We start from the raw sequence: 25,990 nt of genomic DNA, 5'->3' as shown, positions 1-25,990 counted from the left end.
GCGGCATGCACCCAAACTACACCAATGTGATCTTAACTGAACGGTATTGGGGTTAGCCGCGGGTTAGCCGTGGGTTAGCCGGGCGCTCAGCCCGGCAACGAGGTGGATCCTGACGAGAGTGCTCGTCAGGATTCACTTCGTTGTGGGGACATGTGACCAGCCCCCGCGGGATCGCGCGCCGGTCCGGTAAGGAGGAGGGGGTGAACACGCCTTTCGTTCACCACCGACGACGACCGGAGCGGGTTGGAGCGCGAGACACGTCCGAGCGGACCGAAGACAGAGTTACAGCCGGGACGGGTCGTAGGCGGTGAGCGGGAAGCCGCGGATGCCGCGCCAGGCCAGCCGGCTGACCAGCTGGGTGGCCTCCTCGATCGGGATCGACATCCCGCTGGAGACCCAGTAGCGGGCGCTGACCTGGGCGATGCCGACCAGCGAGATGGCCAGCAGCTTGGACTGCTCGGGCGGCAGCGCGGTGTCCTCCACGATCACCGCAGCGACGAGGTCGGCGATGTCGGAGTTGACCTGCCAGAGCCGCTGCTGCACCGCCGCGTCGCCGGTCAGGTCGGACTCGAAGACGAAGCGGAACTCCCCGCTGGCCGAGGAGACGAACTCGTAGAAGGCGCTCATCGTGGCCGTCACCCGGTCGGCGTTGTGGTCGGTCGCGGCGAGAGCGTCAGAGACGATGTCGACCAGGCTGTCGCAGCTGGCGTCGAGCAGCGCGAGGTAGAGGTCGAGCTTGGACGGGAAGTGCTGGTAGAGCACCGGCTTGGACACCCCGGCCGCCTCGGCGATGTCGTCCATCGCCGCCGCGTGGTAGCCCCGGGTGGTGAAGACGTCGTTCGCCGCGTCCAGCAGCGAGGCCCGACGCTGGTCCCGAGGCATCCGGGTGGCTCGGGTCTGGGAACCGCCGGCGGTAGGGTCGGCGGGTACGCGCCCGTCGACGTCCGTGCCCGCCCCCGAAGTCATTGGAGAAGAATAGTGCCGCCGGGCAGCGGCGGGCGGTCTGGCCCGAGCAGGTCGGCGGCGAGGTCGCCGTGCTCCTCCACCCGGGCGAGCACCGTCTCGGGGGAGAAGCGCAGGTCGTCCGGGCCGGTGACGGCCCCGACCTCGTCCCAGGTCAGCGGGGTGGCGACCGTGGGCCGTTCCCGGCCCCGCATCGAGTACGGGGCGATGGTGTTGCGGGCGGCGAGGTCCTGGTTGTAGTCGAGGTAGATCCTCCCCGCTCGCTGCTCGACCGACATGGTGGACACGAAGAAGTCCGGGTGGGCCCGCGCCATCTCGACGTTGAGCCGCTTGACGTAGGCCCAGGCCTCGCGGCAACGGCAGGGCGCGACGGCCGCGTACAGCTGGATGCCCTTGCTGCCCGAGCTCTGCGGTACGGGGACCAGGCCGTCCTCGGCCAGCCGGGCCGCCACCAGCAGCGCCGCCCGCGCCGTCTCCACGATGCCCATCCCCGCACCCGGGTCGAGGTCGACCACCACCCGGTCGGCCAGCGGCTCGCCGTCCCGCGGCTCGTCACCCGGCAGGTCGAGCACGCCCTCGGCGTCGACGTTGCCGCTGGAGATCCGCCACTGCGGCACGTGCAGCTCGAGCGCGGCGAGGTTGGCGAGCCAGACCAGCGTGGCCGGCTCCTCGACCACCACGTAGTCGATCACGCCGTCGCTGGTGCCGACCCGTTGCCGCGGCACCCAGCCTGGGGTCCCGACGGGCGCGTTCTTCTCGTAGAACGCCCCGACGGGAGGAGGCGTGGTGCCGCCTCGATCCTCCCGGGCCTCGCTGCGGCCGACCCCATCCGGGTAGCGCAGCCGGGTCATCGCCCGGTCGGCGACGTGCGGCAGCATCACGGGGGCGATCTGGGCGTAGTAGGCGATCACCTCGGCCTTGGTGTAGCCCGTCGCGGGGTAGAGGACCTTGTCCAGGTTGGTCAGGTTCAGCACCCGGTCGTCGACCCGGGTCAGCACGTCCGCCACGGCGGCCATCCTGCCACCGCCTACCGTGAGGCCGGTGACGCTGGACCTGCCGGCCGAGTTCCTCGGCCACGCCCGCCGGAGTCCGGAGTGGGCGCGCTGGCTGGACGCTCTGCCCCGGCTGATCCGCGACCTGTGCGCGGAGTGGCGGCTGACCGACGAGGGTCCCCCCGCCACCGGCGAGAACGCGGTGGTACTGCCCGTCCGGAACAGCCTCGGTGAGCCGGCCGCGCTGAAGGTCGGCTGGCCGCACCCCGAGGCCCGGTACGAGCACCTGGCGCTGCGCGCCTGGGACGGTGACGGCGCGGTCCAGCTGCTGCGGGCCGATCCGCACCGGTTCGCCCTGTTGCTGGAACGGGCCGACCCGGGTCATGACCTGCACGCGCTGGGGGTCGTCGAGGCGTGTGAAGTGGTGGCCGGTCTGTACGGCCGGCTGCACCGCCCGCCGCTGCCGCAGCTGGGCCGGCTCTCGGTCCACGCCGCCCGCTGGGCCGACGAGCTCGTCGATCTCCGGGACGGTGCCCTGGCTCCGCGACGCTTCGTCGACCAGGCGATCGGGCTCTGCACCGACCTCGCCGCCGACTCCGGGACCGACGTCGCGCTGCTGCACGGTGACCTGCACTACGCGAACGTCCTGGCCGGGACGCGGGAACCGTGGCTGGCGATCGACCCGCACCCGCTGGCGGGCGATCCCGCCTACGAGGTGGCGCCGCTGCTCTGGAACCGCTGGACGGAGGCCGTGGCGAGCGGGGACCTGCGGGGCGCGCTGCTCGAGCGGCTCTACACCGTCGTCGACGCCGCCGGGCTCGACGAGGACCGGGTGCGGGACTGGGTGACCGTGCGCGAGATGGTGAACGTGCTGTGGGCCTCCCACGACGCGCAGCTCGACCGGGACTGGGTCACCCGGTGCACCACGGTGGTGAAAGCGGTGCAGCGCTGACCTGGGGCGGGGTTCGGGGGCTGACCGTCCGCTCCTCGGAATAGGGCTTTGGGGGGCGGTGTTCTGGACGAGGATCACGCATGCCCGACCGTGTGGGAGCGTGACGTCGACCCGAGGAGAAGACCGTGGCCTTACCGCCGTTGGTGGAGCCCGCCGCAGAGCTGAGCATCGACGAGGTTCGTCGATACAGCCGGCACCTGATCATCCCGGACGTGGGGATGGACGGGCAGAAACGCTTCAAGAACGCGCGTGTCCTGGTGATCGGGGCCGGGGGCCTCGGCAGCCCGGCGCTGCTCTACCTGGCCGCCGCCGGGGTGGGCACCCTCGGGATCGTCGAGTTCGACACGGTCGACGAGTCCAACCTGCAGCGCCAGATCATCCACGGCCAGTCCGACGTCGGGAAGTCCAAGGCGCAGTCGGCGCTCGAGTCGCTGGCCGAGACGAACCCGTTCGTGAACGTGGTCGTGCACGACGTCCGGCTCGACAACGACAACGTGATGGAGATCTTCTCCCAGTACGACCTGATCGTCGACGGCACGGACAACTTCGCCACCCGCTACCTGGTCAACGACGCGGCCGTGCTCCTGCACAAGCCGTACGTGTGGGGCTCGATCTTCCGCTTCGACGGCCAGGTCAGCGTGTTCTGGGCCGACCAGGGCCCCTGCTACCGCTGCCTCTACCCCGAGCCCCCGCCCCCCGGCATGGTGCCGAGCTGCGCCGAGGGCGGCGTGCTGGGCGTGCTCTGCGCGGCGATCGGGGCCACCCAGGTCACCGAGGCGCTCAAGCTGCTCGCCGGTATCGGCGACCCGCTGATCGGCCGGCTGCAGATCTACGACGCGCTCGAGATGAGCTGGCAGCAGGTGAAGATCCGCAAGGACCCGAACTGCGCCGTCTGCGGGGAGAACCCGACGGTCACGGAGCTGATCGACTACGACGCTTTCTGCGGCGCGATCACCGACGAGGCCGCGGACGCCGTCGCCGGGCACACCGTGGGGGTCCTCCAGCTCGAGGACTGGCTGAACGAGCGCGAGACCGGGACCAAGGAGTTTGTGCTGATCGACGTCCGGGAAAAGGTCGAGCGGGACATCAACCAGATCCCCGGCTCGATCCTCATCCCCAAGGGCGACTTCCAGACCGGCGCGGCCCTGGCGCAGCTGCCGCAGGACAAGCAGGTCGTGCTCTACTGCAAGACCGGCGTCCGCTCCGCTGAGGTTCTCGCCATCGTCCGCGGTGCCGGCCTCGACAACGCCGTCCACGTCGGCGGCGGGGTCAGCGCGTGGGTCAACCAGGTCGACCCGAGCCAACCCGCGTATTGATGGTCCTCGCTCCGCTCGGACGTGGTCTGCGCTCTAGCCCGCCTACTTCGTCGTCTCGGATGAACGGAAAGCGTGTTCATCCGCTCCTCCTCAGCACGCCGGCGCGCATACCGGCCGTGGTCGCCGCTAGGACCACAGAAAACCCCCGCACCGGGCTGCCGGTGCGGGGGGATCTGAGTCACAGACGGTGAAGGCGAATCAGATCGCGTGGACCTGGTCGGCCTGCGGGCCCTTGGGGCCCTGGGTGGTCTGGAACTCGACGCGCTGGCCCTCGTCGAGGGTACGGAACCCCGTCGACTCGATTGCGCTGTAGTGGACGAAAACGTCCGGACCGCCGCCGTCTACGGCGATGAAGCCGTAGCCCTTTTCGGCATTGAACCACTTGACGGTTCCCTGCGCCATGAAACTCTCCCTAGGATCTGGCACCCAGGGCCGCACCTCACGACCCCGATCTTGCTGCCGGACGACAGGTGAGGATCTGACGCCCACGCAATAGTTCTGGGGGCGTAGCACGTACCACGACACAGACCACTTGCAACAGCGAGATGAGCCTCGCACATCGCAGCCCCGCTTGTGAACAACTCGCGCAAACTTGCTCAGGAGACGTCGACACGCCGGACGGCCGGTGGGTCGACCGGCCGCCAGCGGGCCTCGGAGAGCACAACGCGCGGCCCTCGTAGCGCGGTTCCCTCGCGCCGCAGCAACGTGATCGCGCGCTGCTCGTGACCGCGGGCCGGCTGACCGTCCGCCCGGACCACCCGCCACCACGAGACGGCGGCGCCGTAGCGGGCCATCACCGTGCCGACCTGCCGGGGACCGCCGCGGCCGACGGCCTCGGCGAGGTCGCCGTACGTCGCCACCCGGCCGGCCGGGATCTGCTCGACCAGCTGCAGCACCGCCTCGACGTAGGCCTCGACGTAGGCCTCGCGGGCGCCGTCGGGTGGCTCTGGCGGGCTCACCAGCCGTTGCTGCCCGGTCCGCCCTTGAAGGGGCCGACCACGGTCGAGGTGATCCACCCGCCGTAGAAGCCGCCGGGCTGGGCCTCGACCCGCTCGCCGTCGACCAGGCAGTAGTCGACCTGGCCCGGGTAGAGCGCGACGTGGTTCCGCAGCGCCCCGAACCGCGGGCTGGGCTGGGGGTAGTACCAGGCCGCTCGGGGCGCGACGACGCGGCCGCCGACGAGGTCGAGGTAGGACGCCTCGCCCTTCCACTCGCAGAACGAGCCCCCGTGCGCCGGCACCAGCGCACCCTCGAGGAAGGCACTCCGCGGCAGGTAGTAGGTCGGCGGGTGCGACGTCTCGAGCACCCGCCAGCTGGTCGAGGTCTCGCAGATCTCCACCCCGCCCAGCACGACGGTCACGAGCTCGTCGCTGGCCACCAGGGCCGGCGGCCGGGGATAGTCCCAGACCGACTCCTGCCCCGGCGCGATCGGATCAGGGACGGGACGGCTGGCCATGAGCCGAGCCTAGTTGTCGTCCCGCCTCAGCCAACGGCCCCGCATCCTCAGGACAGCTGCAGGACGCGGCGGCAGCCGTCGATCTCGACGTAGAGGGTGTGCTGGTCGTCGGTGCCGTGGACCACGGTGAACCGGGTGGCGGCCTTGGCGCAGCGGGCCTGGCCACTCGCGGCCACGGTCTTGGCGCTGGCGAGCAGGTCCGTCAGCTCTGCGGCCGACAGCGCTCCGCCGGCCACGAAGGTGCCACTGTCCGGCGTGTCCCGGTTGATGCGGTAGTCGCAGCGGCGGAAGGCAGCGCCGCCGAGCAGGCCGCGGTCCACGTCCTGGGGCGACTGTCCGGCGTCGAAGAACAGCATGTTCTTCGCCTCCATCGAGCAGCCCGCCTGCTGCGCGGCAGCGGACTCGAGGACCCGCGCCTGGTCGACGCTCACGTCGCGGAACTTGAGCAGGTTATCGGGGGCACCGCCGACCTCGTTGTACTGCAGCGGGAGCCCGCACTCGTCGGTCGGCAGGGCTGGTGCCACGTACCGGCCGTCCCCGTCGACCAGCACCAGCCACGGCCGGATGATCCCTATCGCCGGGCAGGCGAGGCTGGGGTCGGTAGGAGTGACCGACGGCTGAGCCAGGTACGCCAGAAAGGCGGCGGTGGCGGGAGCTCGCTGCTCCAGGTTCACCAGCACCTGGTCACCTTTGTCGGAGCGACGGCTGTCCTGGACGCAGCGCCGCACCTCGACGGCGCGGAAGTCCGTCGGCACCGCGCCGGCCTGCGGGGGCGGCCCGGACACCATCTCCTGGTCGAACGCCCCAGCGGCGGCACAGCCCGGCCAGGACTGCTGCACGAGGTCGGGCGGGGCGGCCGGCACCGCCTGCTCCGGCGTACCGCCCCAGCGCGGAGCGGCGACCAGCACCGCGGCGGCGAGGGTCAGCGTCACCGCGGCGGCCGCGACCCGGCGTTGGGTACGGGCCCGCCGGGCGCCCCGCCCGCGCTCGAGGTCGACGTACGGGTCAGCCGGGGCGGGCTGGTCGTCGAAGCAGGGCTCGAAGTCGGCTCGCCGCAGGTCGGTGTCGGGGTCGGTCATGGTCGGATCAGCTCCTCGCCCTCGGTCAGCAGCAGGTTCAGGGCGGCCAGCCCCCGCGCACAGCTGCTCTTCACCGTGCCGGTCGTGATGCCCAGCGCCGTAGCCGTCTCCTGCACCGACAGCTGCTCGTAGTAGCGCAGCACCACCACCTGTCGCTGCCGCGGCGGCAACCGCAGCAACGCCGCCCGCAGATCGAGCCGATGGCTGGTGTCCGGGTCGTCCCGGCCCGCGTCGGACAGGTCGGCGGTGTTGACCTCGCGGCGCCAGGCTCGCCGGTGCTCGTCGACCGCCGTCCGGGCGATGATCGTCCGGGCGTACGCCTCGGCGCTGGTGTGCACCCGGGCCCACGCCAGGTAGAGCTTGACCAGCGACACCTGGGTGACGTCCTCGGCCCTGGCCCAGTCCCCGCACAACAGGTAGGCCACCCGCAGCAGCGACCCCCGGCTGGCCGCGACGAAGTCGGTGAACTCGGCATCGCGCGTCGCCGTCATCACCCCTCCGTCCCCGGGCACCACGGCCCGCACACCTGACAGACGGGTCCAGGCCGACTTAGGTTGCTCGACGAAGGCCAGGGTGTCCAGGCGTGAGGTCACTCAGCCGTCCTGCCCGACCCCGCGGTCGGGTGCCCCCATGTCGCCGGTGGCGGGCGTGCCGTCGGCGAGACCGTAGCGCAGGTAGACGGTGCCCTTCGGGCCGGCGACCGGTGGCTCGAGCAGCGTGAGGTTGGTGGGCACGGCGCCCCCATCGAACACCAGCTTGCCGACGCCGAGCACGATCGGGTGCACCCACAGGTCGAGCCGGTCGAAGAGCTTCTCGCGCAGCAGAGACTGGACGAGGTTCAGACTGCCGACGACCGTGACGTGCTCGTGCCGGTCGCGGATCTCCCGGACCGCCTCGGCCAGGTCCGGGCCGAGCAGCGTCGACCCGGCCCAGTCGAGGTCGGGCGTGCCGCGGGAGGCCACGTACTTCGGTATCCGGTTGAAGAGGGTGGCGATTCCGTCGTCCGGCCCGCTCTCCTGGTGGGGCCAGTAGCCGGCGAAGATGTCGTACGTCCGGCGGCCGAGCAGCAGCGCGTCCGTGTCCGCGTACGCGGCCATCACCTGAGCACCGGCGACCTCGTCGATCAGCGGCGCCTGCCAGCCGCCGTGCGGGAACCCCTCCGGGTCCTCCTCCGGCCCACCGGGCGCCTGCCCGACGAGGTCGAGGGTGGCGAACAGCTCGATCTGGATGAGCCCCATGGCGTGCTCCTGTTGCGGTGGTGGTCGCGGTCGAAGAGTAGACCTGCGGCCGCCGGCAGACTCATCGCGCGGTGGCGACGAGGCGTCGCAGGGCGGCTTCGGCGGGTGGGCCCCAGCTGGCCTTGCCGCCGGGACGACCGTGGACGCCGGCGTCGGCGATGAGGAGGGCCGCGAGGGCACGGACGGCCGCGCAGCCGCGGGAGCGGCGCACAGTCGCGGGGTCCAGGGCCGGCCCGTAGGCCTCCAGGCAGCGGTCGGCGGCGCCGTCGGGCAGCAGGACCCACACGGCGGCGAGGTCGTAGGCGGGGTCGCCGGCGAACAGGTCGCCGAAGTCGATCACGCCGCAGAAGGTGCCGCCGGCGGTGAGGACGTTGGCCGGGTGCAGGTCCCCGTGCAGCCACAGGGCTGGGCCGGTCCACCCGGGCGCGGTGACGGCGTCCGCCCAGACCGCGCGGACGGCGTCGGGGTCGGCGACCAGACCCAGCTCGGTGACCTCGGCCAACCCGTGCTCGAACCCGGCGGCGTGCTCGGCCAACGGCCCGCCGCGGTTCCGTCCGGTCGGAGCCCCGGCGGGAGCAGGACGGTGCAGGGCCGTCAGGAAGGCCGCCAAGGCGTCGGCCGCCTCGGCCGCACGCGTCACGGGCGCTCGGTCGGCAGGCTCACCGGGCACCCAGGTCGTGACGATCCAGGGCCGCGGGAACCGGGCTGAGGGCTGACCGAGGCGCTGCGGCACCGGGACCGGCAGCGGCAGGTGCGGGGCGAGGAGAGGCAGCCACCTGTACTCGTGCAGCAGCAGCGCGTCCGCCGCCGCCGTCGCCCACGGCAACCGGACAGCGAGGTCGTCGCCGAGCCGCCACAGCTGGTTGTCCCACCCGCGCGCGCCGAGCCGGATCGGGCGGTCGGCCAGGTCAGGGTGCTGGTCGCGGAGCAGGTCCCGGACCAGCTCCGCGGTGATCTCGGTCCCGTCGACGGTCACGCCGGACCACGCTAGTCCGCCGACGTGCCGCCGTGGGTCATTGCTGAGCGCGTCGCCCCGCGATACTGGCTGGGTGAGCGACCCCGTCCTGCAGCTGCGTCGGGCCGGCGACCGGTTCGTCAGCCGCGGCGAAGGGATCGAGTCGCGGCACACCTTCTCCTTCGGCGAGCACTACGACCCGGACCGGATCGGGCAGGGTCGGCTGATGGTCGCCAACGAGGAGACACTGCTGGCGGGGCGCGGGTTCGACGACCATCCGCACGCCGACGCCGAGATCCTCACCTGGGTGCTCACCGGCTCCTTGGTCCACACCGACAGCCGGGGCCACACCGGCGTCGTCGTCCCCGGCTTGGCGCAACGGATGAGCGCCGGTGCCGGGATCGTGCACGCCGAACGCAACGACGCCTACCACCTCGACCCGACCCGGCCGGCGGAGCCCGTACGGTTCGTCCAGATGTGGCTGCGGCCGGACGTGTCGGGCGGCGAACCGTCGTACGCCCAGCGCGCGGTCGACCTGAGCGGGTTGGCGACGGACTGGGTGCCGGTCGCCTCCGGGGACCGGATCGACGCGGCCGTGGACCTCGGCGCCGCCGGCTGCACGCTCTGGGTGAGCGTCCTGGCTCCGGGCGTCCGCCGGGTGCTGCCGACCGGTCCGCTGGCCCACCTGCAGGTGGCCCGAGGCGAGGTGGACCTCGAGACGGTCGGGCGGCTGCAGGCGGGCGACTCCGTCGCCGTCACCGGCGAGGCGCCGCTCGGCCTGACCGGCGGGGTCGAGGCCGAGGTCCTGCTCTGGACGTTGGCGACGTGACCGACCTCCCCCTGCTGATCCGGGTGGACGGGCGGGACCGGCCGCGGCTGACCGCCGAGCTGTTGCGGCTGCTCGGGGACGCCGGCGCCGAGCTCGAGGACACCGAACAGCTCGTCGTCCGCGAGCGGCTCACCCTCGACGTCCTCGTTCGGCTGCCGTCCCCGGACGACACCGTCCGTACGGCCGTGCTGGCCTGGGCTAACGGCCACGGCCTGCAGGTCGACTTCGAGCAGGTCGAGGCGCGGTCGCGGCGATCCACCCTGGTCCGGCACGCGGTCACCGTCCTCGGCCGTCCGCTGCCGGCCGCCGCGCTGAGCGCCGTGGCCGACGCGATCGCGGCGACGGGCGGCAACATCGACCGGATGGTCCGGCTCGCGACCGAGCCGGTGACCGCGTACGACCTGGTGGTCATCGCCGGCGACGTCGAGCAGATGCGCCGGGAGCTGGGCGAGGTGGCCCGCACGTACGGGGTCGACGTGGCCGTGCAGCTCAACGGGCTCGAGCGCCGGGCCAAGCGGCTGGTGGTGATGGACGTCGACTCGACCCTGATCGTGAACGAGGTGATCGAGCTGCTCGCCGCCGAGGCGGGCCGGCTCGTGGAGGTGGCCGCGGTCACCGGCCGGGCGATGGCCGGCGAGCTCGACTTCGAGCACTCGCTGCGGGAACGGGTCCGGCTGCTGGCCGGGCTGGACGAGGCCGCGGTCGCCCGGGCGCGCGACCAGATCCGGCTGACCCCGGGCGCCCGGACCTTCGTCCGGACGCTGAAGCGGCTCGGCTTCACCGTGGCCATCGTGAGCGGCGGGTTCACCCCGTTCACCGACTGGCTGCGGCACGAGCTCAACCTCGACTACGCCTACGCCAACACCCTCGAGGTGCGCGACGGACGCCTGACCGGCGAGGTGGTCGGCCCGGTCGTCGACCGCGCCGGCAAGGCGCGGCTGCTGGCCGAGATCGCCGCCGCGGAAGGGGTGCCGCTGTCCCAGACCGTCGCCGTCGGCGACGGCGCCAACGACCTCGACATGCTCGCCGCCGCCGGGCTCGGCATCGCCTTCAACGCCAAGCCGGTCGTACGGGCGCAGGCCGACACGACCGTGTCGGTGCCCTACCTCGACGCCATCCTGTTCATGCTCGGCATCCGCGGCCACGACGTGGACCGGGTGGGCTGAGGCGGCTCCGCCGCGGTGGGCTGAGGCTTCGGGAATTGTCAGTGGTCGGTGGTGGACTTGGTCCCATGACGGTCGATGAGCTGCTACCCGCCACCCGACGCGCGCTGGACCACCGGCTCGCGGTCGGCCAGAGCGAGGGGCGCACCCCGTCGATGGCGGCCGGGCTCGTGCGGGAGGGCGCCCTGGTCTGGTCTGCCGGCCGGGGCGCGGTGGACGGGGCTGAGCCGACCGCGGACACCCAGTACCGGATCGGCTCGATCACCAAGACCTTTGTCGCTGTGCTGGTGCTGCGGCTCCGCGACGAGGGGCTGGTTGACCTGGCGGCGCCGCTGCAGACCTATCTGCCCGGCACGAGGGCCGGGGACCGTACGGTCCGCCAGCTGCTGTCCCACACCGCCGGCCTCGCCGCGGAGACGCCGCCGCCGTGGTGGGAGCGGACGCCGGGCACTGAGCGTCCCGAGCTGGTGGACGTCTTGTCCGACGACCCGGCCGGGCTCGCTCCCGGGCAGCGGTTCCACTACTCCAACCCCGGCTTCGCCCTGCTCGGGGCGCTGGTGGCGGCGGTCCGAGGCAGACCGTTCGGTGAGGTCCTGGCGGCGGAGGTGCTGGGGCCGCTCGGCATGAGCCGGACGACCCTGCTGCCGGAGCCGCCGTACGCCCGGGGCTGGGCGGTCCACCCGTGGGCGGACGCGCTGCTGCCCGAGCCGGCGCACGACGCCGGCTGGATGGCACCGGCCGGCCAGCTCTGGTCGACCGTCCACGACCTCAGCCGGTTCGCCGCGCTGCTGATCGACGGCGACGACCGGGTGCTGTCGCGTGAGTCGGTGACGCAGATGGGTGAGCCGGTGGCCCCGCCGGCCGCCGACGGCAGCGGTTACGGGTTGGGGCTGCAGCTGCGGGTCGGCGGCCGGCCCCTGGTCGGCCACGGCGGCTCGATGCCCGGCTTCCTCGCCGGGCTGGACTGCGCGCTCGAGGAGAGGCTCGGCGTGGTCGTCTTCGCCAACGCCACCTCCGGCCCCGCCGTCGGCAGCATCGCCGCGGACCTGCTCGGGATCGTGGCCGACGCTGAACCGCGCCCGCCGGCGGCGTGGTCGCCGCTGCCCGAGGTCGATCCCGACCTGCTGGCGCTGACGGGTCCCTGGTACTGGGGGGCCGCCCCGTACGCATTGCGGCTGCGGGCCGAGCGTCACCTCGAGCTGGTGCGGCTCAGCGTCCGGGGCCGGGAGTCACGCTTCCGCCCCGAGCCGGACGGCAGCTGGACCGGCCTGGACGACTACTACGCCGGTGAGCGGTTGACGGTCGTCCGCGACGCCGTAGGCCAGGTGTCGCACCTCGACCTCGGCTCGTTCGTGCTGACCCGGCAGCCGTACGGGCCGGCGGACGTGGTGCCCGGCGGAGTGGACCCGGGCGGCTGGGGAGGCGCAGGTGGCTGACCGAAGGGTGGCGGGCCGAGGGGGGGCGGGGCGAGGGGTGGCGGGACTCAGGCCCCGGAGCCGACCGGTAAGTAGCGGTCCCACCAGTCCAGGATGGCGGCGAACCGCTGCACCCGGTGCCGTGGTCGGCCGGACCGGCTCAGCTCGTGGTTCTCGCCCGGGAACACCAGCAGCTCGGTCTCGACCCTCGCCCGGACCAGGCCGAGGTGATAGCGCTGGGCCTGCGACAGCGGACAGCGCAGGTCGTCCTCGGAGTGGATCACCAGGGTCGGCGTCCGGACCTGGTCGACGACCGCCTGCGGGCTCTGCCTCCGGCGCTGCTCGGGGTCGGGGCCGGTGTACTCCTGGCTGAACCAGGTGCCGATGTCGGAGGTGCCGATGAACAGCTCGGGGTCGAGAAAGCCGCGTTCCACGATCGCGCCGGCGAAGCGGTGGTCGTGGGCGATCGTCCAGGCGGTCAGGTAGCCACCGTAGGAGCCGCCCATGATGCCGAGCCGGTTCCGGTCCAAGGTGGGTTGGGCCGCCAGCGCGCCCTCGAGCAGGTCCAGCACGTCGGTGAGGTCGACGGTGCCCATCCGGTGCTGGATGCTGCGGCCGAACGCTTCGCCGTAGCCCGCGGCCCCGCGCGGGTTGCCCATCACCACCGCGTAGCCCGCCCCGACGTAGACCTGGGCCTCGTCGAAGAGCGACGCCGTGTACTGCGCGTACGGGCCGCCGTGGATCAGCAGCAACGTCGGGTGCGGGCCGGGGCCGGGCGGGACGAGCACCCAGCCGTGCACCTGCTCGCCGTCACGGGTTGGCACGAGGAGCTCCTCGGGCCGGACCGTGCCGGTGGCGCGGAGCGGAGCGGACTCCTCGGTCAGCCGCCGCAGGGTCGTGCCCTCGAGCACGGCGATCTCACCCGTCGACTCCGGGTCGGCCACCGTGACCGCCACGGTCCGCGCGGCCGCGGCGACGCCGGTCACCTCGACGGGTCCGTCGGTGAGCCGGTCGACCGTGCCGGCGTCGTCCACCCGGAGCAGCTGGACCGAACCGCGACTGACCTCGGTGACCAGGACGGCCGCGTCACCGACCGGGGTGAGCGCCGAGTCCTGCAGGTCCGACGTCGCCGGGTCGGTGAGCCGCCGGAACTCACCGTCAGGGTCGCGGACGTACAGGGCGGCGTTGACGCCGACGAAGTCCGTGCCGTCCGGGTCGATCGTGCGGGCCAGCACGAACGTGGCCCCGGCCAGCACGCGCAGTCCGTCGACGAACAATCCCTGCGCCGGGCCGGCCACCACGGCCAGCGGGCCCGGCCCGCCGTCCTCGGTCAGCGTCAGCCGATAGCCGGAGGACCGCAGTGCTTCCGTCCGGCCGTCGTGGGCGGCGGCGACGTAGGTCACCGCGCCGTCCGGGGTGAAGGCGGGGGAGCGGTGGTCGGCGTCGTCGGCGGTCAGCGGGACGGCCGTCGGCAGGCCGGCACCGGGCTGGCGCGGGGACGGGTCGGCCGCCGACGGAGCCGGCAGCACGTACGGCTCGGCGTCGACGTCCGGCACCTCCAGACCGAACAGCTGGGCGCGGCGGTCGACCACGTAGCCCACGCCGTTGGCCAGGTAGCGGGTGGTGGTCAGTCGCCGGGCCGGCTCGGCGGCGGCGGTGAGGCCCTCGACCGTGCCGTAGCGGCCAGGCTCGGGGACGCGGGCGAGGTAGACGAGCCGCCGGCTGTCGGGCGACCAGGCGAACTCGCACACGCCGAGGTCGGCGGCGGTCAGCGGCATCGGCTCGCCGCCGCCGGCACGGACCAGGTGCAGCTGGGCCGGTCCGTCGGCGGAGGACCGCAGGAACGCCACCAGCCGTCCGTCGGGAGAGATCTGCGGCGCGGTGTCGCAGCGGCCGCGGGTCAGCCGTACGGGCGCGGACGACCCGTCGACGGGCGCCCGCCAGAGCTGGCCGACGTAGGCGTCGGCGGCCACGTGCGGGCGGGTCACGGCGTAGACGACGGTCAGGCCGTCTGGGCTGAGGGTGGGCGCGGAGACGCTCCGCAGCAGGTCGAGGTCGTCAGGCGTCACCGCGACAGCCTAGGGAGGCCGCCTCCGTGCCCAGCACCCGGGAAGAACGGCTGCCCCTGGAAGAACGATGGGGCGGCGGCCGTTCCGACCACATGACTGCGGTGATGTCCTCGATCGTCGTCGGGGCTGGTCAGGCCGGGTTGTCGGCCGCTTACCACCTGCACCGGCTGGGCTTGGTGCCGGGCGAGGACCTGTTGGTGCTGGACGCCAACGACGGCCCCGGCGGCGCGTGGCAGCACCGGTGGTCGACTCTGACCATGGCCGACGTGCACGGGGTGGCGGCGTTACCCGGACTACCGGTCCCGGCGGCCAGCACGGTGGCGCCGGCGAGCACCGTGGTGCCGCGCTACTTCGCCGACTACGAGCAGCGCTTCGGACTGGCGGTGGTCCGGCCGGTCGCAGTGCAGCGGGTCGAGGACGCCGGTGCCGGGCTGCTGCGGGTGGTCACCGCCGACCGCACCTGGCTCACCCGGACGCTGGTCAACGCGACCGGCACCTGGGAGCGGCCGTTCGTGCCCAGCTATCCGGGCGCAGCGACGTTCCGCGGCCGGCAGCGGCACACCCACGACTACGACGGCCCGGACGAGCTCGCCGGCGGCCACGTCGTCGTGGTGGGGGGTGGGGCGTCGGCCGTGCAGCTGCTGGCTGAGGTGAGCGCAGTGGCGACCACCACCTGGGTGACCCGGCGGCCGCCGGTCTGGCGGACCGAGCCGTTCACCGCCGACGCTGGTCGCGAGGCGGTCGCCCGGGTCGAGGAGCGGGTCCGGCGCGGACTGCCGCCGCTCAGCGTGGTCAGCGCGACCGGGCTCGCCCTGCGGGAGCAGGAGCAGGACGCGTTCCGCCGCGGCGTCTACGCCCGGCAGCCGATGTTCGCCCGGCTGACCGCCACCGGCGTCGCGTGGGCCGACGGCCGCCAGCAGCGCGCGGACGCTGTCCTCTGGGCCACCGGGTTCCGGCCCGACGTGGCCCATCTGGCCCCGCTCCGGCTGCGGTCCGCCGAGGGCGGCATCGCGGTGGACGGCACGGCCGCGCTGCGCGACTCGCGCGTCCAGCTCGTCGGCTACGGGCCCTCCGCCAGCACGATCGGGGCCAACCGGGCCGGTCGGGTCGCCGCACGGAACGTCGTCGAGCAGCTGCAGGTCGCGGCCGCCTGACCGGCTCGTCCTGGAGCCGGAAAGGCGCTCGCCGAAACCCGCTGCGGATCCGGACGTCGATCGTCCGGATTGCTGCCTACCGTTGCCGGTATGACCGATCCCGAGACTCCTGAAGCCACCGCCGCGCGCCTGCCGCTGCTCGACCTGATCATTCTCGACTGTCCCGAGCCCGACGTGCTGGCCCGGTTCTACGGCGGGCTGCTGGGCTGGGAGGTCGAGGACACCTCCGACCGCGACTGGGCGGCTCTCGCACCGCCGGGAGGTGGCGTGGCTCCGGACCGGCCGGACGGCCGCGCCACGCTCGGGTTCCAGCGGGTCGACGACTGGGTGGCGCCGACCTGGCCGGGTGGTCAGCACCCGCAGCAGTTCCACCTCGACTTCTCCGTCGACGACATCGACGCCGCCGAACCGCGGGTGCTGGAGCTCGGTGCCGTCCGCGCAGACCACCAGCCGTCGACCGACGGCGGCTTCCGCGTCTTCCTCGACCCGGCCGGACACCCGTTCTGCCTGATCCGCTGACCGAAGCGGTGCTGGAGGACGACTGGGCGGGACGCACACGACCTTCGAGCGGGCGGGGGTCGAGGAATGGTCGCGGACGCGCCGGGACCAGCCGGACCGCGCCGACTGGGCGATCCTCACGGCCGACGACGACACCTTCGTGGGGGAGGCGGTGCTCGATGACCTCGACCCCGACCACGAGTCCGCCGGCTACCGGCTCTGGCTGGCCGGCCCGACGGTCTTCGGCCGGGGGTACGGCAGTGCGTACCGATCCCCGCCCCGGACAAAGACCTCCGGGGTTAGCGGCGAACGCTGCCGAGGCGACGGTTGGGGTGGCCGATCTGGTCGAGCGCGCGGGCCAGCCGGTCGACGCGCTGCTTCGGGTCGACCAGGGCCAGGTATCCGTCCGGTCGGACGAGGTAGAGGGCATGACGCCGCAGCCCGGCCGCCCGGGCTCCCGCGGTCCACGGGTACGCGTGCAGGACGAGGCCGCCGGCCGCGGCGGCCGCCACCAGGCCCGGACCGGGCGTCCCGTAGACGTGCACCTGAGGGGCGAGGCTGGTCAGCGGGTCGAGGTTGCTGAGGCCGTCGCCGAGGTCGACCCAGGGCAGCCGGTCCCCGCCGCGCAGGGTCCCGGCTCGGCCCGCGATCCACGGGCTGCTGCGGTAGCTGAGCCCGACCTGGGACACCCCGCGGGCCAGGGCTCGGCGGGTCGGGGGCAGCCGCAGCACAGCGGGCAGCAGCCGACGAAAGACCCACCCTCGGACCACCCGGGGCCGCCAGCCGGCGCCGGTGATCAGCCGGCTCGCCCGTTCTGTGCCGCGGACCAGCGCCCGGGCGACGCCGAGCCGTTCGGCCTCGTAGCTGTCCAGCAGCGCCGCGGCCGCCCGACCCTCGAGCACGGCGGCCAGCTTCCAGGCCAGGTTGACGGCGTCGGCGATACCGGTGTTCATGCCCTGGCCGCCGAGCGGGCTGTGCAGGTGCGCGGCGTCGCCGAGCAGGAACGTCCGGCCGACCCGCAGCCGCGCGGCGACCCGTGACGCGACGCGGTAGGTGGAGAACCAGCGGACCGCCTCGGCCTCGATCCCGGCGGCCCGCTCGACCAGCGGCCGGACGTCGGCGAACGTCACCGCGCGGCCGCCGGCCAGGGCTGAGGGCAGCAGACCGATCAGTCGGACGGTGCCGGTCCGGCGTGCCGGCACCGCGAGCACGAAGTCCTCAGCGGTGAGGCCGAAGCTGAACGACCCGCCGTCGGCATCTGGGGTCTCCACGTCGGCGACGAAGTACTCCTGCTCGGCGTCGGTCCCGTCGAAGGCGACCCCCAGCTGCTCGCGGACCCGGCTGCGGCCGCCGTCGCAGCCGCCGACGTAGTCCACCCGGACCTCCTCGACGCGGCCGCCCGGACCGGCGAGGGTGACGTCCACCCGGTCGTCGTAGGTGCTCAGGGCCGTGAGCTCGGTCTGCCACTCCACCTCCACCCCTGCGCCGGCCAGCGCCGCGACGAGCACCGCCTCGTGCTCGTCCTGCGGACAGCAGAGCAGGTAGGGGTAGGCGCTGAGCCCACGACCCAGGTCGTGCACGTCGACCTCGCTCACGCGGCGCCCGCGATCGCGGACGACCACCCGTTCGATCCGGGTGCCGCGGCCGACCACCGCGTCGGCGACGCCGAGCTGGGCGTAGAGCTCCAGGGTCCGCGCCTGCACGTCCAGCGCCCGGGACTCCCGGCTGATCCCGGCGCGCCGGTCTACGATCCGGACGGCCACGCCCCGCCGCGCCAGGGACAACGCGAGCACCAGACCGGTCGGGCCGGCGCCGACGACCAGCACCTGGGTCGCCCTCAGCACCGGATCACCGGTTCAGGATGCGTGCGGCCGCCAAGTCCGCTGACCAACGCCCCGCCGTCGGTGGATCTGGGGGTCTCAGGGGCGGTCCCGGCGATCTGCGAAGCGTGGGTCAGCGGGTCGGGCCCATCACGGGTCCTCGGACAACGGCCGCGACGACAAGACTGTCAGTGGCCTCTGGTGGACTCATCCCCACACTGGTTCACCAGCCGCCCGACCTGACGACAAGGACCCCCAGCCGATGTACCGCCTGCTCCGCACGCCCGAGCTGCCCGTCGAGCCGCCCGTGCTCGACGCCTCCCAGCAGGCGGTCGTCGACCATGTGGGCGGCCCGCTGCTCGTCCTCGCCGGACCGGGCACGGGCAAGACGACCACCCTGGTCGAGTCGGTGGTCCACCGGATCCAGACCCGCGGCGCCACCCCGGACAGCATCGTGGTGCTCACCTTCTCCCGGCGCGCGGCCGCCGACCTGCGGACCCGGATCGCGGCCCGCCTCGGTCGGACTGTCGTGACGCCGGTCGCGATGACCTTCCACGCCTTCTGCTACGCCCTGGTCCGCCGCTTCGGCGACCGCCTGGGGCCCGTGGAGACCGGCGCGGGACACCTCACCGGCCCGCCGATCCGGTTGCTCACCGGCCCCGAGCAGGACTTCCGGGTCCGCGAGACGCTGCAGGGCAGCCTGGAGACCCGCCGAACCGCTTGGCCCGAGAGCCTGGACCGGGCGTTCGGCACCCGGGCCTTCGCCAGCGAGGTCCGGGCCGTGCTCGCCAAGGCGCGGCAGCTCGGGATGGACCCCGACGACGTGATCGCCGCTGGCCGGGCCGCCGGCCGCGAGGAGTGGGTGAGCATCGGGGAGTTCTTCGAGGAGTACCTCGACGTGCTCGACGCCGAGGGCGTCCTCGACTACGCCGAGCTGGTCCACCGCTGCCGGATCCTGCTCGCCGACCCCGACATCGTCACCACCCTGCGGCGCGAGATCGGAGCAGTCTTCGTCGACGAGTACCAGGACACCGACCCCGCGCAGGTACGGCTGCTGCAGACCATCGCCGGCGGTGGTGCCGACGTGGTCGTCGTCGGTGACCCCGACCAGTCCATCTACGCCTTCCGCGGCGCCGAGGCCCGCGGCATCCTCGACTTCCCCGACCTGTTCCGGACGGCTGCCGGAGACCGGGCACCGGTGCTCGCGCTGGGCCGGACGCGTCGGTTCGGGACGGCGATGCTCGCGGCCAGCCGGAGCGTCGCCGCTCGGCTCGGCATCCCGCGGTCGCTGCCGCCGGAGGTGTTCGCGACGTTCCGGCACCCGGTGGCCGACCCCGCCCTGCCGCGCGGCAAGGTCGAGGTGCTGACCTGCACCAGTGCGGGCGCCGAGACCGAGCACATCGCTGAGATCCTCCGCTCCGCCCACCTGCGCGACGGCGTGCCCTGGGACCAGATGGCCGTCCTCGTCCGAGCCGGTCGGTCGACCATCCCGCCGCTGTCGCGGGCCCTGGTCGCCGCCGGGGTGCCCGTCGAAGTCGCTGGCGACGAGATCCCGCTGGCCGGCGACCCGGCCGTCCGGCCGCTGCTGCTCGCCCTGCGGGTCGCCACCCGCGGCCGCCAGCTCGACCCCGAGGAGGCGTCGCTGCTGCTCACCTCGCCGCTGGGTGGCCTGGACGCGATGGGGACGCGTCGGCTGGGTCGGGCGCTGCGCGAGTCCGAACGAGACGAGCTGGCCGGGACGGCCTTGCCGCGGCCCTCGGCCGAGCTGCTTGCCCTCGCGCTGCGCCAGCCCGACCTGCTGGAGGAGTGCCCGCCCGGGCCGGACGTCACCGCGGCCCGCTCACTGGCCGAGCTGCTCCGCCGCTGCGAGCGCCGTGTCCGGTCCGGGGCGAGCGCGGAGGAGGCGCTGTGGCTGCTGTGGTCGGAGACCGGCTGGCCGACGAGGCTGCAGCGGGAGGCCGCGTACGGCGGGGACGTCGGCCGCCGGGCCAACCGTGACCTGGACGCCGTCTGCGCCCTGTTCGACATCGCCGCCCGGTCCGAGGACGTCTCCGGTCTGCGCGGGGTGACCGGCTTCCTGGCCGAGGTCGAGGGCCAGCAGATCCCGGCCGACACCCTGCGGGAGTCCGAGCTGCGCGGGGCGGCGGTCCGGGTGCTGACCGCGCACCGGGCCAAGGGCCTGGAGTGGGAGCTGGTGGTGGTGGCGGGGGTGCAGGAGGGCAGCTGGCCCGACGTCCGCCGCCGCGGTTCGCTGCTCGAGGCTGACCGGCTCGGGCGGCGCGGACTGAGCGAGGCCGTGCCGACGGCGCAGCGGATCGCCGAAGAGCGGCGGCTCTTCTACGTCTCCTGCACCCGCGCCCGCCGTCGACTGGTGGTCACCGCCGTCGCGGGCACCGAGGGGGAGGGTGACCAGCCGTCCCGGTTCCTGACCGAGCTCGGCGTCGCCGTCCAGGCGCTGCCCGGCCGGCCGCGCCGACCACTCTCGCTGGCGGCGCTAGTGGCCGAGCTGCGGCGGGTCTCGGTCGACCCCGAGTCGCCGCCGGCCGTACGCGAGCAGGCGGCGCTGCGGCTCGCTCGGTTGGCCGACGCCGCCGACGCCGACGGCCGGTCCCTGGTGCCGGCGGCCGCCCCGAGCGCGTGGTGGGGGATGCGGAGGCTGAGCGACGCGGACCGTCCGGTCGTGGCGCCCGGGGCGGCGGTCCGGCTGTCGGGCAGCCAGCTCGGCAACGTCCTCTCCTGCCCGCGGCAGTGGTTCCTGGCCCGCCAGGCCCACGCTGAACCGGTCCGCACCACGGCCGCGAGCTTCGGGTCGCTGGTGCACGTGCTGGCCGAGCACGGTGCCCACGTGGAGCACCCGGAGGACCTGACCAGCCACCTCGAGTCGGTCTGGGGCCAGCTCACCTTCGACGCCCAGTGGCTGTCCGCCGTCGAACGGGTCGAGGCCGAGGCTGCGCTCGAGCGCTTCGCCGCCTGGCAGCAGGCCCGCCCCGGCCAGCAGCTGCTCGGCACCGAGGTGGCGTTCACCTGCGACGTCGACCTGGGCAGCGCCGACGGCGCCGAGCGGGTGCACCTGACCGGCAGCGCCGACCGGGTGGAACGAGACCCCGACGGCCGGATCCGGATCGTCGACTTCAAGACCTCCCGCGCCGCCCCCAGCGCGGCCGACGTCGCACTGCAGGACCAGCTCGGCGTCTACCAGCTGGCCGTCCAGCAGGGGGCCTTCGCCGAGGTCGCCGGCCCCGACGCCCGGCCCGCCGGCGCCGAGCTCGTCTATCTCCGGCTCTCCGACGGGCCCGCCACCTTCCCGAAGGTGTTCCAGCAGGCCTCGTTGGACGACGTCCCGTTCCCGGTCGGGCTGCCCGAGACCGACGCCAACGCCCAGCCGAGCTGGGTGCACCACCGGCTGGCCGAGGCGGCCGCGGTGATCCGGTCCGAGCGCTTCGACGCGCGGATCGGGCCGGGCTGCCGCTACTGCCCGTTCCGCGGCAGCTGCCCGGCTCAAGGGGCGGGCAAGCAGGTGGTCGCATGAGCGTGCACCTCCTGACCCCGCCGGCACCGACCCGGCGGCTGACCTCGACCGACGACCTGGTCGACGCCCTCGGTATCGCCTTTTCCGACGCCCAGCTGGCAGCGATCACCGCCCCGCTCGAGCCCGGCGTGATCATCGCCGGCGCCGGTTCGGGCAAGACGACCGTGATGGCCGCCCGGGTGGTCTGGCTGGTCGGCACCGGTGCGGTCCGACCCGAGGAGGTGCTCGGGCTGACGTTCACCCGCAAGGCGGCGGCCGAGCTGTCGGCCCGGGTCCGCGCCGCACTGCTGCGCGCCGGCGTGGTCTCCGACCGTGGCGTCGACGAGTCCGGCGAGCAGCTGATCATGACCTACGACGCGTTCGCCGCCCGGCTCGTCTCCGAGCACGGCCTGCGGCTCGGTTACGAAGTCGACCCGACGATGATCAGCGGCGCCACCCGCTACCGGCTGGCCTCCCGGGTCGTGAGAGCGGCGGCGGGACCGTTCGAGTTCCTGTCCCGGCTGCGTCCGGCCACCGTCACCGAGCGGGTGCTCAAGCTCGACGCCGACCTGCAGCAGCACCTGGTGGCCACCCGCGACCTCGACGCGCACGCCCGCGACCTGTTGCTGGGCTGGGCGTCGGCGCCGCTCAACCGCTACGGCAACGTCTACGTCGACGTCAAGAAGGCCGTCGTCGCCGCCCAGGAGCGGCTCGAGCTGGCCAGCCTGGTCGAGGACTACCAGGCGCTGAAGTGGCGGTTGGGCCTGGTCGAGTTCGCCGACCAGATGGCGATCGCCGCCCGGCTGGCGAGTGAGGTGCCGCAGGTCTCGACCAGCCTGCGGACCGCCTTCCGGGTGGTGCTGCTGGATGAGTACCAGGACACCTCGGCGGCGCAGGCGATCATGCTGCGCTCACTCTTCTCGGGCCGCACGCCGAGCGAGGGGCGGGGCCACCCGGTGACAGCAGTGGGCGACCCGTTCCAGGCCATCTACGGCTGGCGCGGGGCCGCCGCCAGCAACATCTTGGGCTTCGCCGAGGACTTCCGCCGCGCCGACGACCAGCCCAGCCGCTCGTTCGCGCTGACCGTCAACCGGCGCAGCGGCCAGCGCATCCTCGACGTCGCGAACGTGCTCAGCGCCCCGCTACGCCGCGCCGACGCCACGGCGACCGCCGCCGAGCCCGCGGCCGGCCTCCTGCACGCCCCCGACGGCACCCCGTCCGGCGCCGTCCGGGCGGCGACCTTCGACACCTGGCCCGAGGAGGTCCGCTGGATCGCCGACCAGATCGTCGAGGCCCGCACCAGCGGCCTGGCGCCGCACTGGGCCGACATCGCCGTGCTGACCCGGCGTAACGCCGACATCGCCCCGCTGTACGCCGAGCTGACCGGCCGCGAGGTGCCGGTCGAGATCGTCGGTCTGGGCGGACTGCTGCACCTGCCCGAGGTGATGGACGTGACCGCCACCCTGCGGCTGGTCAACGACGTGACTGCCAACCCCGACCTGATCCGGCTGCTCGGCGGACCGCGCTGGCGGATCGGCCCCCGCGACCTGGCCCTGCTCGGCCGCCGGGCCCGCGAGCTGTCCCGGACGGCGACCGAGGCGGACCTCGGGCTCGAACCGGGGGAGGGTCCCGACGTGCTCGCGGCGCTCGCGGACGCCGTCGCCGGCGTCGACCCGACCGAGGTCGTGAGTCTGCTCGACGCACTGGAGAGCCCGGGGGAGGAGCCGTACTCCGAGGCGGCGCTGGACCGGTTCGCCCGGTTGGCCAGCGAGCTGGCCTACCTGCGCCGGCACAGCGACGAGCCGTTGCTGGACCTGACTCGCCGGGTCGTGGTCACCCTCGGCCTCGACGTGGAGCTGATGGCGACGCCCGCCTTCGAGCGGACCGCCCGACGCGACCAGCTGGGCGCCTTCCTCGACGCGGTCGCCGACTACGTCGACGTCGACGGCGACGCCTCGCTAGCCGGGCTGCTCGCCTGGTTCCAGGCCGAGATCGACCAGGGCGCCGGGCTGGAGCAGGCCGTCCCCTCCGACCGGGAGGCGGTCAAGCTGCTGACCGTGCACAAGGCCAAGGGTCTGGAGTGGGAGGTCGTCTTCCTGCCCGCGCTGATGAAGGGCGTCTTCCCCAGCGACCGGGTCACCGACAACTGGGTGACCACGCCCGCGGCGCTGCCGGCCGACCTGCGCGGCGACGGGGCGGCCATCCCACAGCTGGCCGAGACGAGCAACGCCGCCCTCGCCGACTACAAGGCCGAGCTCAGCCGCCAGCAGCTGCTGGCCGAGGACCGGCTCGCCTACGTCGCCGCCACCCGCGCCCGGCAGCTGCTGGTCGGTACCGGCCACTTCTGGCGGCCCGACCTGAGCAGACCGCGGACGCCGTCGACCTACCTGAGCGCGCTGCTGGCGGCCGCCGCCGAGCAGGGCGAGGTCGCGCACGAGGCGGTCCCGTCCGGACCGGACAACCCGCTGGTCAGCGCGGCCGCGCCCCAGCCGTGGCCGGCGCCGCTCGACCCGGACGGCTGGGAGCGACGTCACCGCGCCGCCGAGGCGGTCGAGCAGGCCCGGCTCGCGTACCGGCGGACCGGCAGCTACGAGCCGGCCGGCGGGTCCGAACAGCTGCTGCTGGACACCGAGGAGGTGGTGGCCGGCTGGGACGCCGACCTCGACCGGCTGCTCGCCGAGCTCGTCGAGTCCCGGTCGGGCCAGCACACCGTCTTGCTGCCCGGCACGCTGTCAGCGACCGCGGTCCTGCGGCTGAACGCCGACCCGGAGGCCTTCGCCGCCGAGCTCGCCCGGCCGATGCCGCGGCCGCCGTCGCGGGCGGCGCGTTTTGGTACCCGCTTCCACGCCTGGGTCGAGCGCTACTTCGGTCCCCGGCTCGGCAGCGGTGGCCTCGGCCAGCAGCAGCTGGTCGACCCCGACGACCTGCCGGACCGGGTCGACGGCGGCAGCGAGGACGAAGCCGACCTGCGTGAGCTGTGCGCCGCGTTCGCCGCGGGCCGGTTCGGGGCCGACGTCCCGTACGCGGTGGAGGCCCCGTTCAGCCTGTTGCTTGCTGGTCGGCTCGTCCGTGGCCGGATCGATGCGGTGTACGAGCGGTCCGAGGCCGACGGGCAGCCCGGCCGGTGGGAGGTGGTCGACTGGAAGACCGGCCGCGCCGAGTCCGCCGACCCGCTGCAGCTGGCCATCTACCGGCTCGCCTGGGCGGAGGTGCAGCAGGTGCCGATCAGCCAGGTGGACGCGGTCTTCTACGACGTCCGCGCCGACCGGCTGGTCCGTCCCGCCGATCTGCCCGGCCGGGACGAGATCCAGGCGTTGCTCACCGCGGCTCCCGAAGCGTCCGAGCCGGACCGTGTGGCGGGGCGGCGTGCCGGCCGGTCGGTACGCTGACCCGGTGACGACCTGGGTGACCGCGAGCGAGCTGGACCGCGTCGACCACCATCGCCGCTCCGTGGAGTGGGTCGCCGGGTTGTGGCGGGCGGAGGACGCCCGGCTGCTCAAGCTGACCAGCGGGGGCAAGTTCACCACCAACGCCGAGGGCACGCGGCTGCGGATGACCAAGCCGTTCGTGGAGTTCGACAGCCAGCGGCACCGGCTGATCGGCCTGCTGGACGGCGTCCCCATCTTCGCGGTCGAGGCCCTGACGGAGGGCCCGGTGCACGACCTGCGGGAGGTCGGCGGGCAGCTGCCCGAGGCCGAGCTGGACATCGCCGCAGCCGCCACCGCCGTCGCGGCCTGGCATCGGATGGAACCGTTGTGCCCGCGCTGCGGCGGACCGAGCGCAGTGATCAACGGCGGCTTCGCCCGGCACTGCGACGCGTGCGGGGAGGACCACTTCCCGCGGACCGACCCGGCCGTCATCATGGCGGTCGTGGACGCCGACGACCGGCTGCTGCTCGGCGGCCACGCGCACTGGGGGCAGCGCGTCTCCGTGCTCGCTGGGTTCGTCGAGGCGGGGGAGTCGGCCGAGCAGGCCATCCACCGCGAGGTCGCCGAAGAGGTCGACGTCACCTTGTCCGAGCTCCGCTACTTCGGCAGCCAGCCGTGGCCGTTCCCGCGGTCGCTGATGCTCGGCTACTTCGCCCGGGCCACCAGCACCGAGATCAACGTCGACACCGACGAGCTGAGCCACGCTGACTGGTACACGCGCGAGGAGCTCAGCGCCGCGCTCGAGGCCGGCGACCTCGGACTGCCCGGCCCCAGCTCGATCGCGTCCCGGCTGATCTCGACCTGGCGCGAGGGCCGCGACCCGTTCGCCGTCTGAGGCACCTCGTGACCGACCGAAACCTCGCGGCGCTCCCACCGCAACATCGCGTTCCTCGGTCGGAAGGATGTCGAGGGTGCCGTGTCCCACGTCCGGATCGCCGAGGCGAGGAGCTCCCCATGAGTGTTGACACTGCGAGTGCTGACACCGCGACCACACCGCCCACCCGGTTCGACGACATCCCCCCGCTCTCCCGGCTCGTGCCGCTTAGGGCGGTGCAGGGACCGAGCTCCGTGGAGAGGCCGTGAACGTGGGCCTGGTCTCGCTGACCGGGGTCAAGCCGCGCACCATGCCGGTCGCCGACTCCGGAGTTCAGTGTC

Annotated in this window: 21 protein-coding genes; 10 read left to right on the top strand and 11 right to left on the bottom strand. The window is 73.6% G+C overall.

All coding sequences use genetic code 11. The features are described 5' to 3' along the window. Window positions 1-282 precede the first annotated feature (282 nt). Both ACFE76_RS13730 and ligD read right to left on the bottom strand, forming a co-directional pair. Window positions 283-966, bottom strand: coding sequence for a TetR/AcrR family transcriptional regulator (locus ACFE76_RS13730; protein WP_375432322.1), 684 nt, complete (start codon window positions 964-966; stop codon window positions 283-285). Next, window positions 963-1,979 carry a non-homologous end-joining DNA ligase gene (gene ligD / locus ACFE76_RS13725; RefSeq protein WP_375432321.1) on the bottom strand — a complete coding sequence of 339 codons (1,017 nt, stop codon included), beginning with the start codon at window positions 1,977-1,979 and terminating at the stop codon, window positions 963-965. Before ligD ends, ACFE76_RS13730 begins: the two co-directional genes overlap by 4 nt. A 25-nt stretch (window positions 1,980-2,004) precedes the next feature. On the opposite strand from ligD, the gene ACFE76_RS13720 reads away from it, so the two are divergent. After that, complete coding sequence (locus tag ACFE76_RS13720) at window positions 2,005-2,907, top strand: aminoglycoside phosphotransferase family protein (protein ID WP_375432320.1); 903 nt, start codon at window positions 2,005-2,007, stop codon at window positions 2,905-2,907. A 125-nt stretch (window positions 2,908-3,032) separates the two neighbouring features. Next, window positions 3,033-4,223: an adenylyltransferase/sulfurtransferase MoeZ gene (gene moeZ, locus ACFE76_RS13715; protein ID WP_375432319.1), complete on the top strand. Its 1,191-nt coding sequence runs from the start codon at window positions 3,033-3,035 to the stop codon at window positions 4,221-4,223. Window positions 4,224-4,421: 198 nt separating this feature from the next. On the opposite strand, the gene ACFE76_RS13710 is transcribed toward moeZ, so the two are convergent. From ACFE76_RS13710 to ACFE76_RS13680, 7 genes are all read right to left on the bottom strand, one after another. Beyond that, on the bottom strand, window positions 4,422-4,625 hold the full coding sequence (locus ACFE76_RS13710) for a cold-shock protein (RefSeq protein ID WP_091413209.1): 204 nt from the start codon (window positions 4,623-4,625) through the stop codon (window positions 4,422-4,424). Window positions 4,626-4,819: 194 nt separating this feature from the next. Beyond that, entirely contained in the window at window positions 4,820-5,182 is a 363-nt protein-coding gene (locus tag ACFE76_RS13705) for an MGMT family protein (RefSeq protein ID WP_375432318.1), read from the bottom strand. Next, window positions 5,179-5,679 carry a DUF427 domain-containing protein gene (locus tag ACFE76_RS13700; protein ID WP_375432317.1) on the bottom strand — a complete coding sequence of 167 codons (501 nt, stop codon included), beginning with the start codon at window positions 5,677-5,679 and terminating at the stop codon, window positions 5,179-5,181. The genes ACFE76_RS13705 and ACFE76_RS13700 overlap by 4 nt, the downstream gene beginning before the upstream one ends. Window positions 5,680-5,726: 47 nt before the next feature. Then, complete coding sequence (locus tag ACFE76_RS13695) at window positions 5,727-6,758, bottom strand: hypothetical protein (protein WP_375432316.1); 1,032 nt, start codon at window positions 6,756-6,758, stop codon at window positions 5,727-5,729. Next, complete coding sequence (locus ACFE76_RS13690) at window positions 6,755-7,351, bottom strand: SigE family RNA polymerase sigma factor (RefSeq protein WP_375432315.1); 597 nt, start codon at window positions 7,349-7,351, stop codon at window positions 6,755-6,757. The genes ACFE76_RS13695 and ACFE76_RS13690 overlap by 4 nt, the downstream gene beginning before the upstream one ends. After that, window positions 7,352-7,996 carry a dihydrofolate reductase family protein gene (locus ACFE76_RS13685; protein WP_375432314.1) on the bottom strand — a complete coding sequence of 215 codons (645 nt, stop codon included), beginning with the start codon at window positions 7,994-7,996 and terminating at the stop codon, window positions 7,352-7,354. Between the two features lie 61 nt (window positions 7,997-8,057). Then, window positions 8,058-8,972: a phosphotransferase gene (locus ACFE76_RS13680; protein ID WP_375432313.1), complete on the bottom strand. Its 915-nt coding sequence runs from the start codon at window positions 8,970-8,972 to the stop codon at window positions 8,058-8,060. Window positions 8,973-9,045: 73 nt separating this feature from the next. On the opposite strand from ACFE76_RS13680, the gene ACFE76_RS13675 reads away from it, so the two are divergent. The 3 genes from ACFE76_RS13675 to ACFE76_RS13665 all read left to right on the top strand — a co-directional run bounded on the left by ACFE76_RS13675 (window position 9,046) and on the right by ACFE76_RS13665 (window position 12,379). Further along, window positions 9,046-9,780, top strand: coding sequence for a pirin family protein (locus ACFE76_RS13675; RefSeq protein ID WP_375432312.1), 735 nt, complete (start codon window positions 9,046-9,048; stop codon window positions 9,778-9,780). After that, entirely contained in the window at window positions 9,777-10,946 is a 1,170-nt protein-coding gene (serB, locus tag ACFE76_RS13670; protein ID WP_375432311.1) for a phosphoserine phosphatase SerB, read from the top strand. Before ACFE76_RS13675 ends, serB begins: the two co-directional genes overlap by 4 nt. 65 nt (window positions 10,947-11,011) lie before the next feature. Continuing rightward, entirely contained in the window at window positions 11,012-12,379 is a 1,368-nt protein-coding gene (locus tag ACFE76_RS13665; protein ID WP_375432310.1) for a serine hydrolase domain-containing protein, read from the top strand. A gap of 47 nt (window positions 12,380-12,426) precedes the next feature. On the opposite strand, the gene ACFE76_RS13660 is transcribed toward ACFE76_RS13665, so the two are convergent. Beyond that, window positions 12,427-14,427 carry a S9 family peptidase gene (locus tag ACFE76_RS13660; RefSeq protein ID WP_375432309.1) on the bottom strand — a complete coding sequence of 667 codons (2,001 nt, stop codon included), beginning with the start codon at window positions 14,425-14,427 and terminating at the stop codon, window positions 12,427-12,429. A gap of 26 nt (window positions 14,428-14,453) precedes the next feature. Between ACFE76_RS13660 and ACFE76_RS13655 the strand changes: the two genes are divergently transcribed. Beyond that, window positions 14,454-15,581 (top strand): NAD(P)-binding domain-containing protein, encoded by a 1,128-nt coding sequence (locus ACFE76_RS13655; RefSeq protein ID WP_375432308.1) that lies wholly within the window; start codon window positions 14,454-14,456, stop codon window positions 15,579-15,581. 90 nt (window positions 15,582-15,671) lie between these two features. Then, window positions 15,672-16,100, top strand: a complete 429-nt coding sequence (locus tag ACFE76_RS13650; protein ID WP_375432307.1) for a VOC family protein — start codon at window positions 15,672-15,674, stop codon at window positions 16,098-16,100. A gap of 278 nt (window positions 16,101-16,378) precedes the next feature. On the opposite strand, the gene ACFE76_RS13645 is transcribed toward ACFE76_RS13650, so the two are convergent. Next, window positions 16,379-17,923 carry an FAD-dependent monooxygenase gene (locus tag ACFE76_RS13645; RefSeq protein ID WP_375432306.1) on the bottom strand — a complete coding sequence of 515 codons (1,545 nt, stop codon included), beginning with the start codon at window positions 17,921-17,923 and terminating at the stop codon, window positions 16,379-16,381. A gap of 238 nt (window positions 17,924-18,161) precedes the next feature. On the opposite strand from ACFE76_RS13645, the gene ACFE76_RS13640 reads away from it, so the two are divergent. The 3 genes from ACFE76_RS13640 to nudC are packed head-to-tail and all read left to right on the top strand — an operon-like array spanning window position 18,162 to window position 25,670. Then, on the top strand, window positions 18,162-21,428 hold the full coding sequence (locus ACFE76_RS13640) for an ATP-dependent helicase (protein ID WP_375432305.1): 3,267 nt from the start codon (window positions 18,162-18,164) through the stop codon (window positions 21,426-21,428). Then, window positions 21,425-24,796 (top strand): UvrD-helicase domain-containing protein, encoded by a 3,372-nt coding sequence (locus ACFE76_RS13635; RefSeq protein ID WP_375432304.1) that lies wholly within the window; start codon window positions 21,425-21,427, stop codon window positions 24,794-24,796. Before ACFE76_RS13640 ends, ACFE76_RS13635 begins: the two co-directional genes overlap by 4 nt. A 4-nt stretch (window positions 24,797-24,800) precedes the next feature. Further along, window positions 24,801-25,670, top strand: coding sequence for an NAD(+) diphosphatase (nudC, locus tag ACFE76_RS13630; RefSeq protein ID WP_375432303.1), 870 nt, complete (start codon window positions 24,801-24,803; stop codon window positions 25,668-25,670). Window positions 25,671-25,990: the final 320 nt, after the last annotated feature.

Source organism: uncultured Friedmanniella sp., from assembly GCF_964244005.1.
GTDB lineage: Bacteria > Actinomycetota > Actinomycetes > Propionibacteriales > Propionibacteriaceae > Microlunatus.
This window is presented reverse-complemented; position numbering and strand designations above follow the sequence as displayed.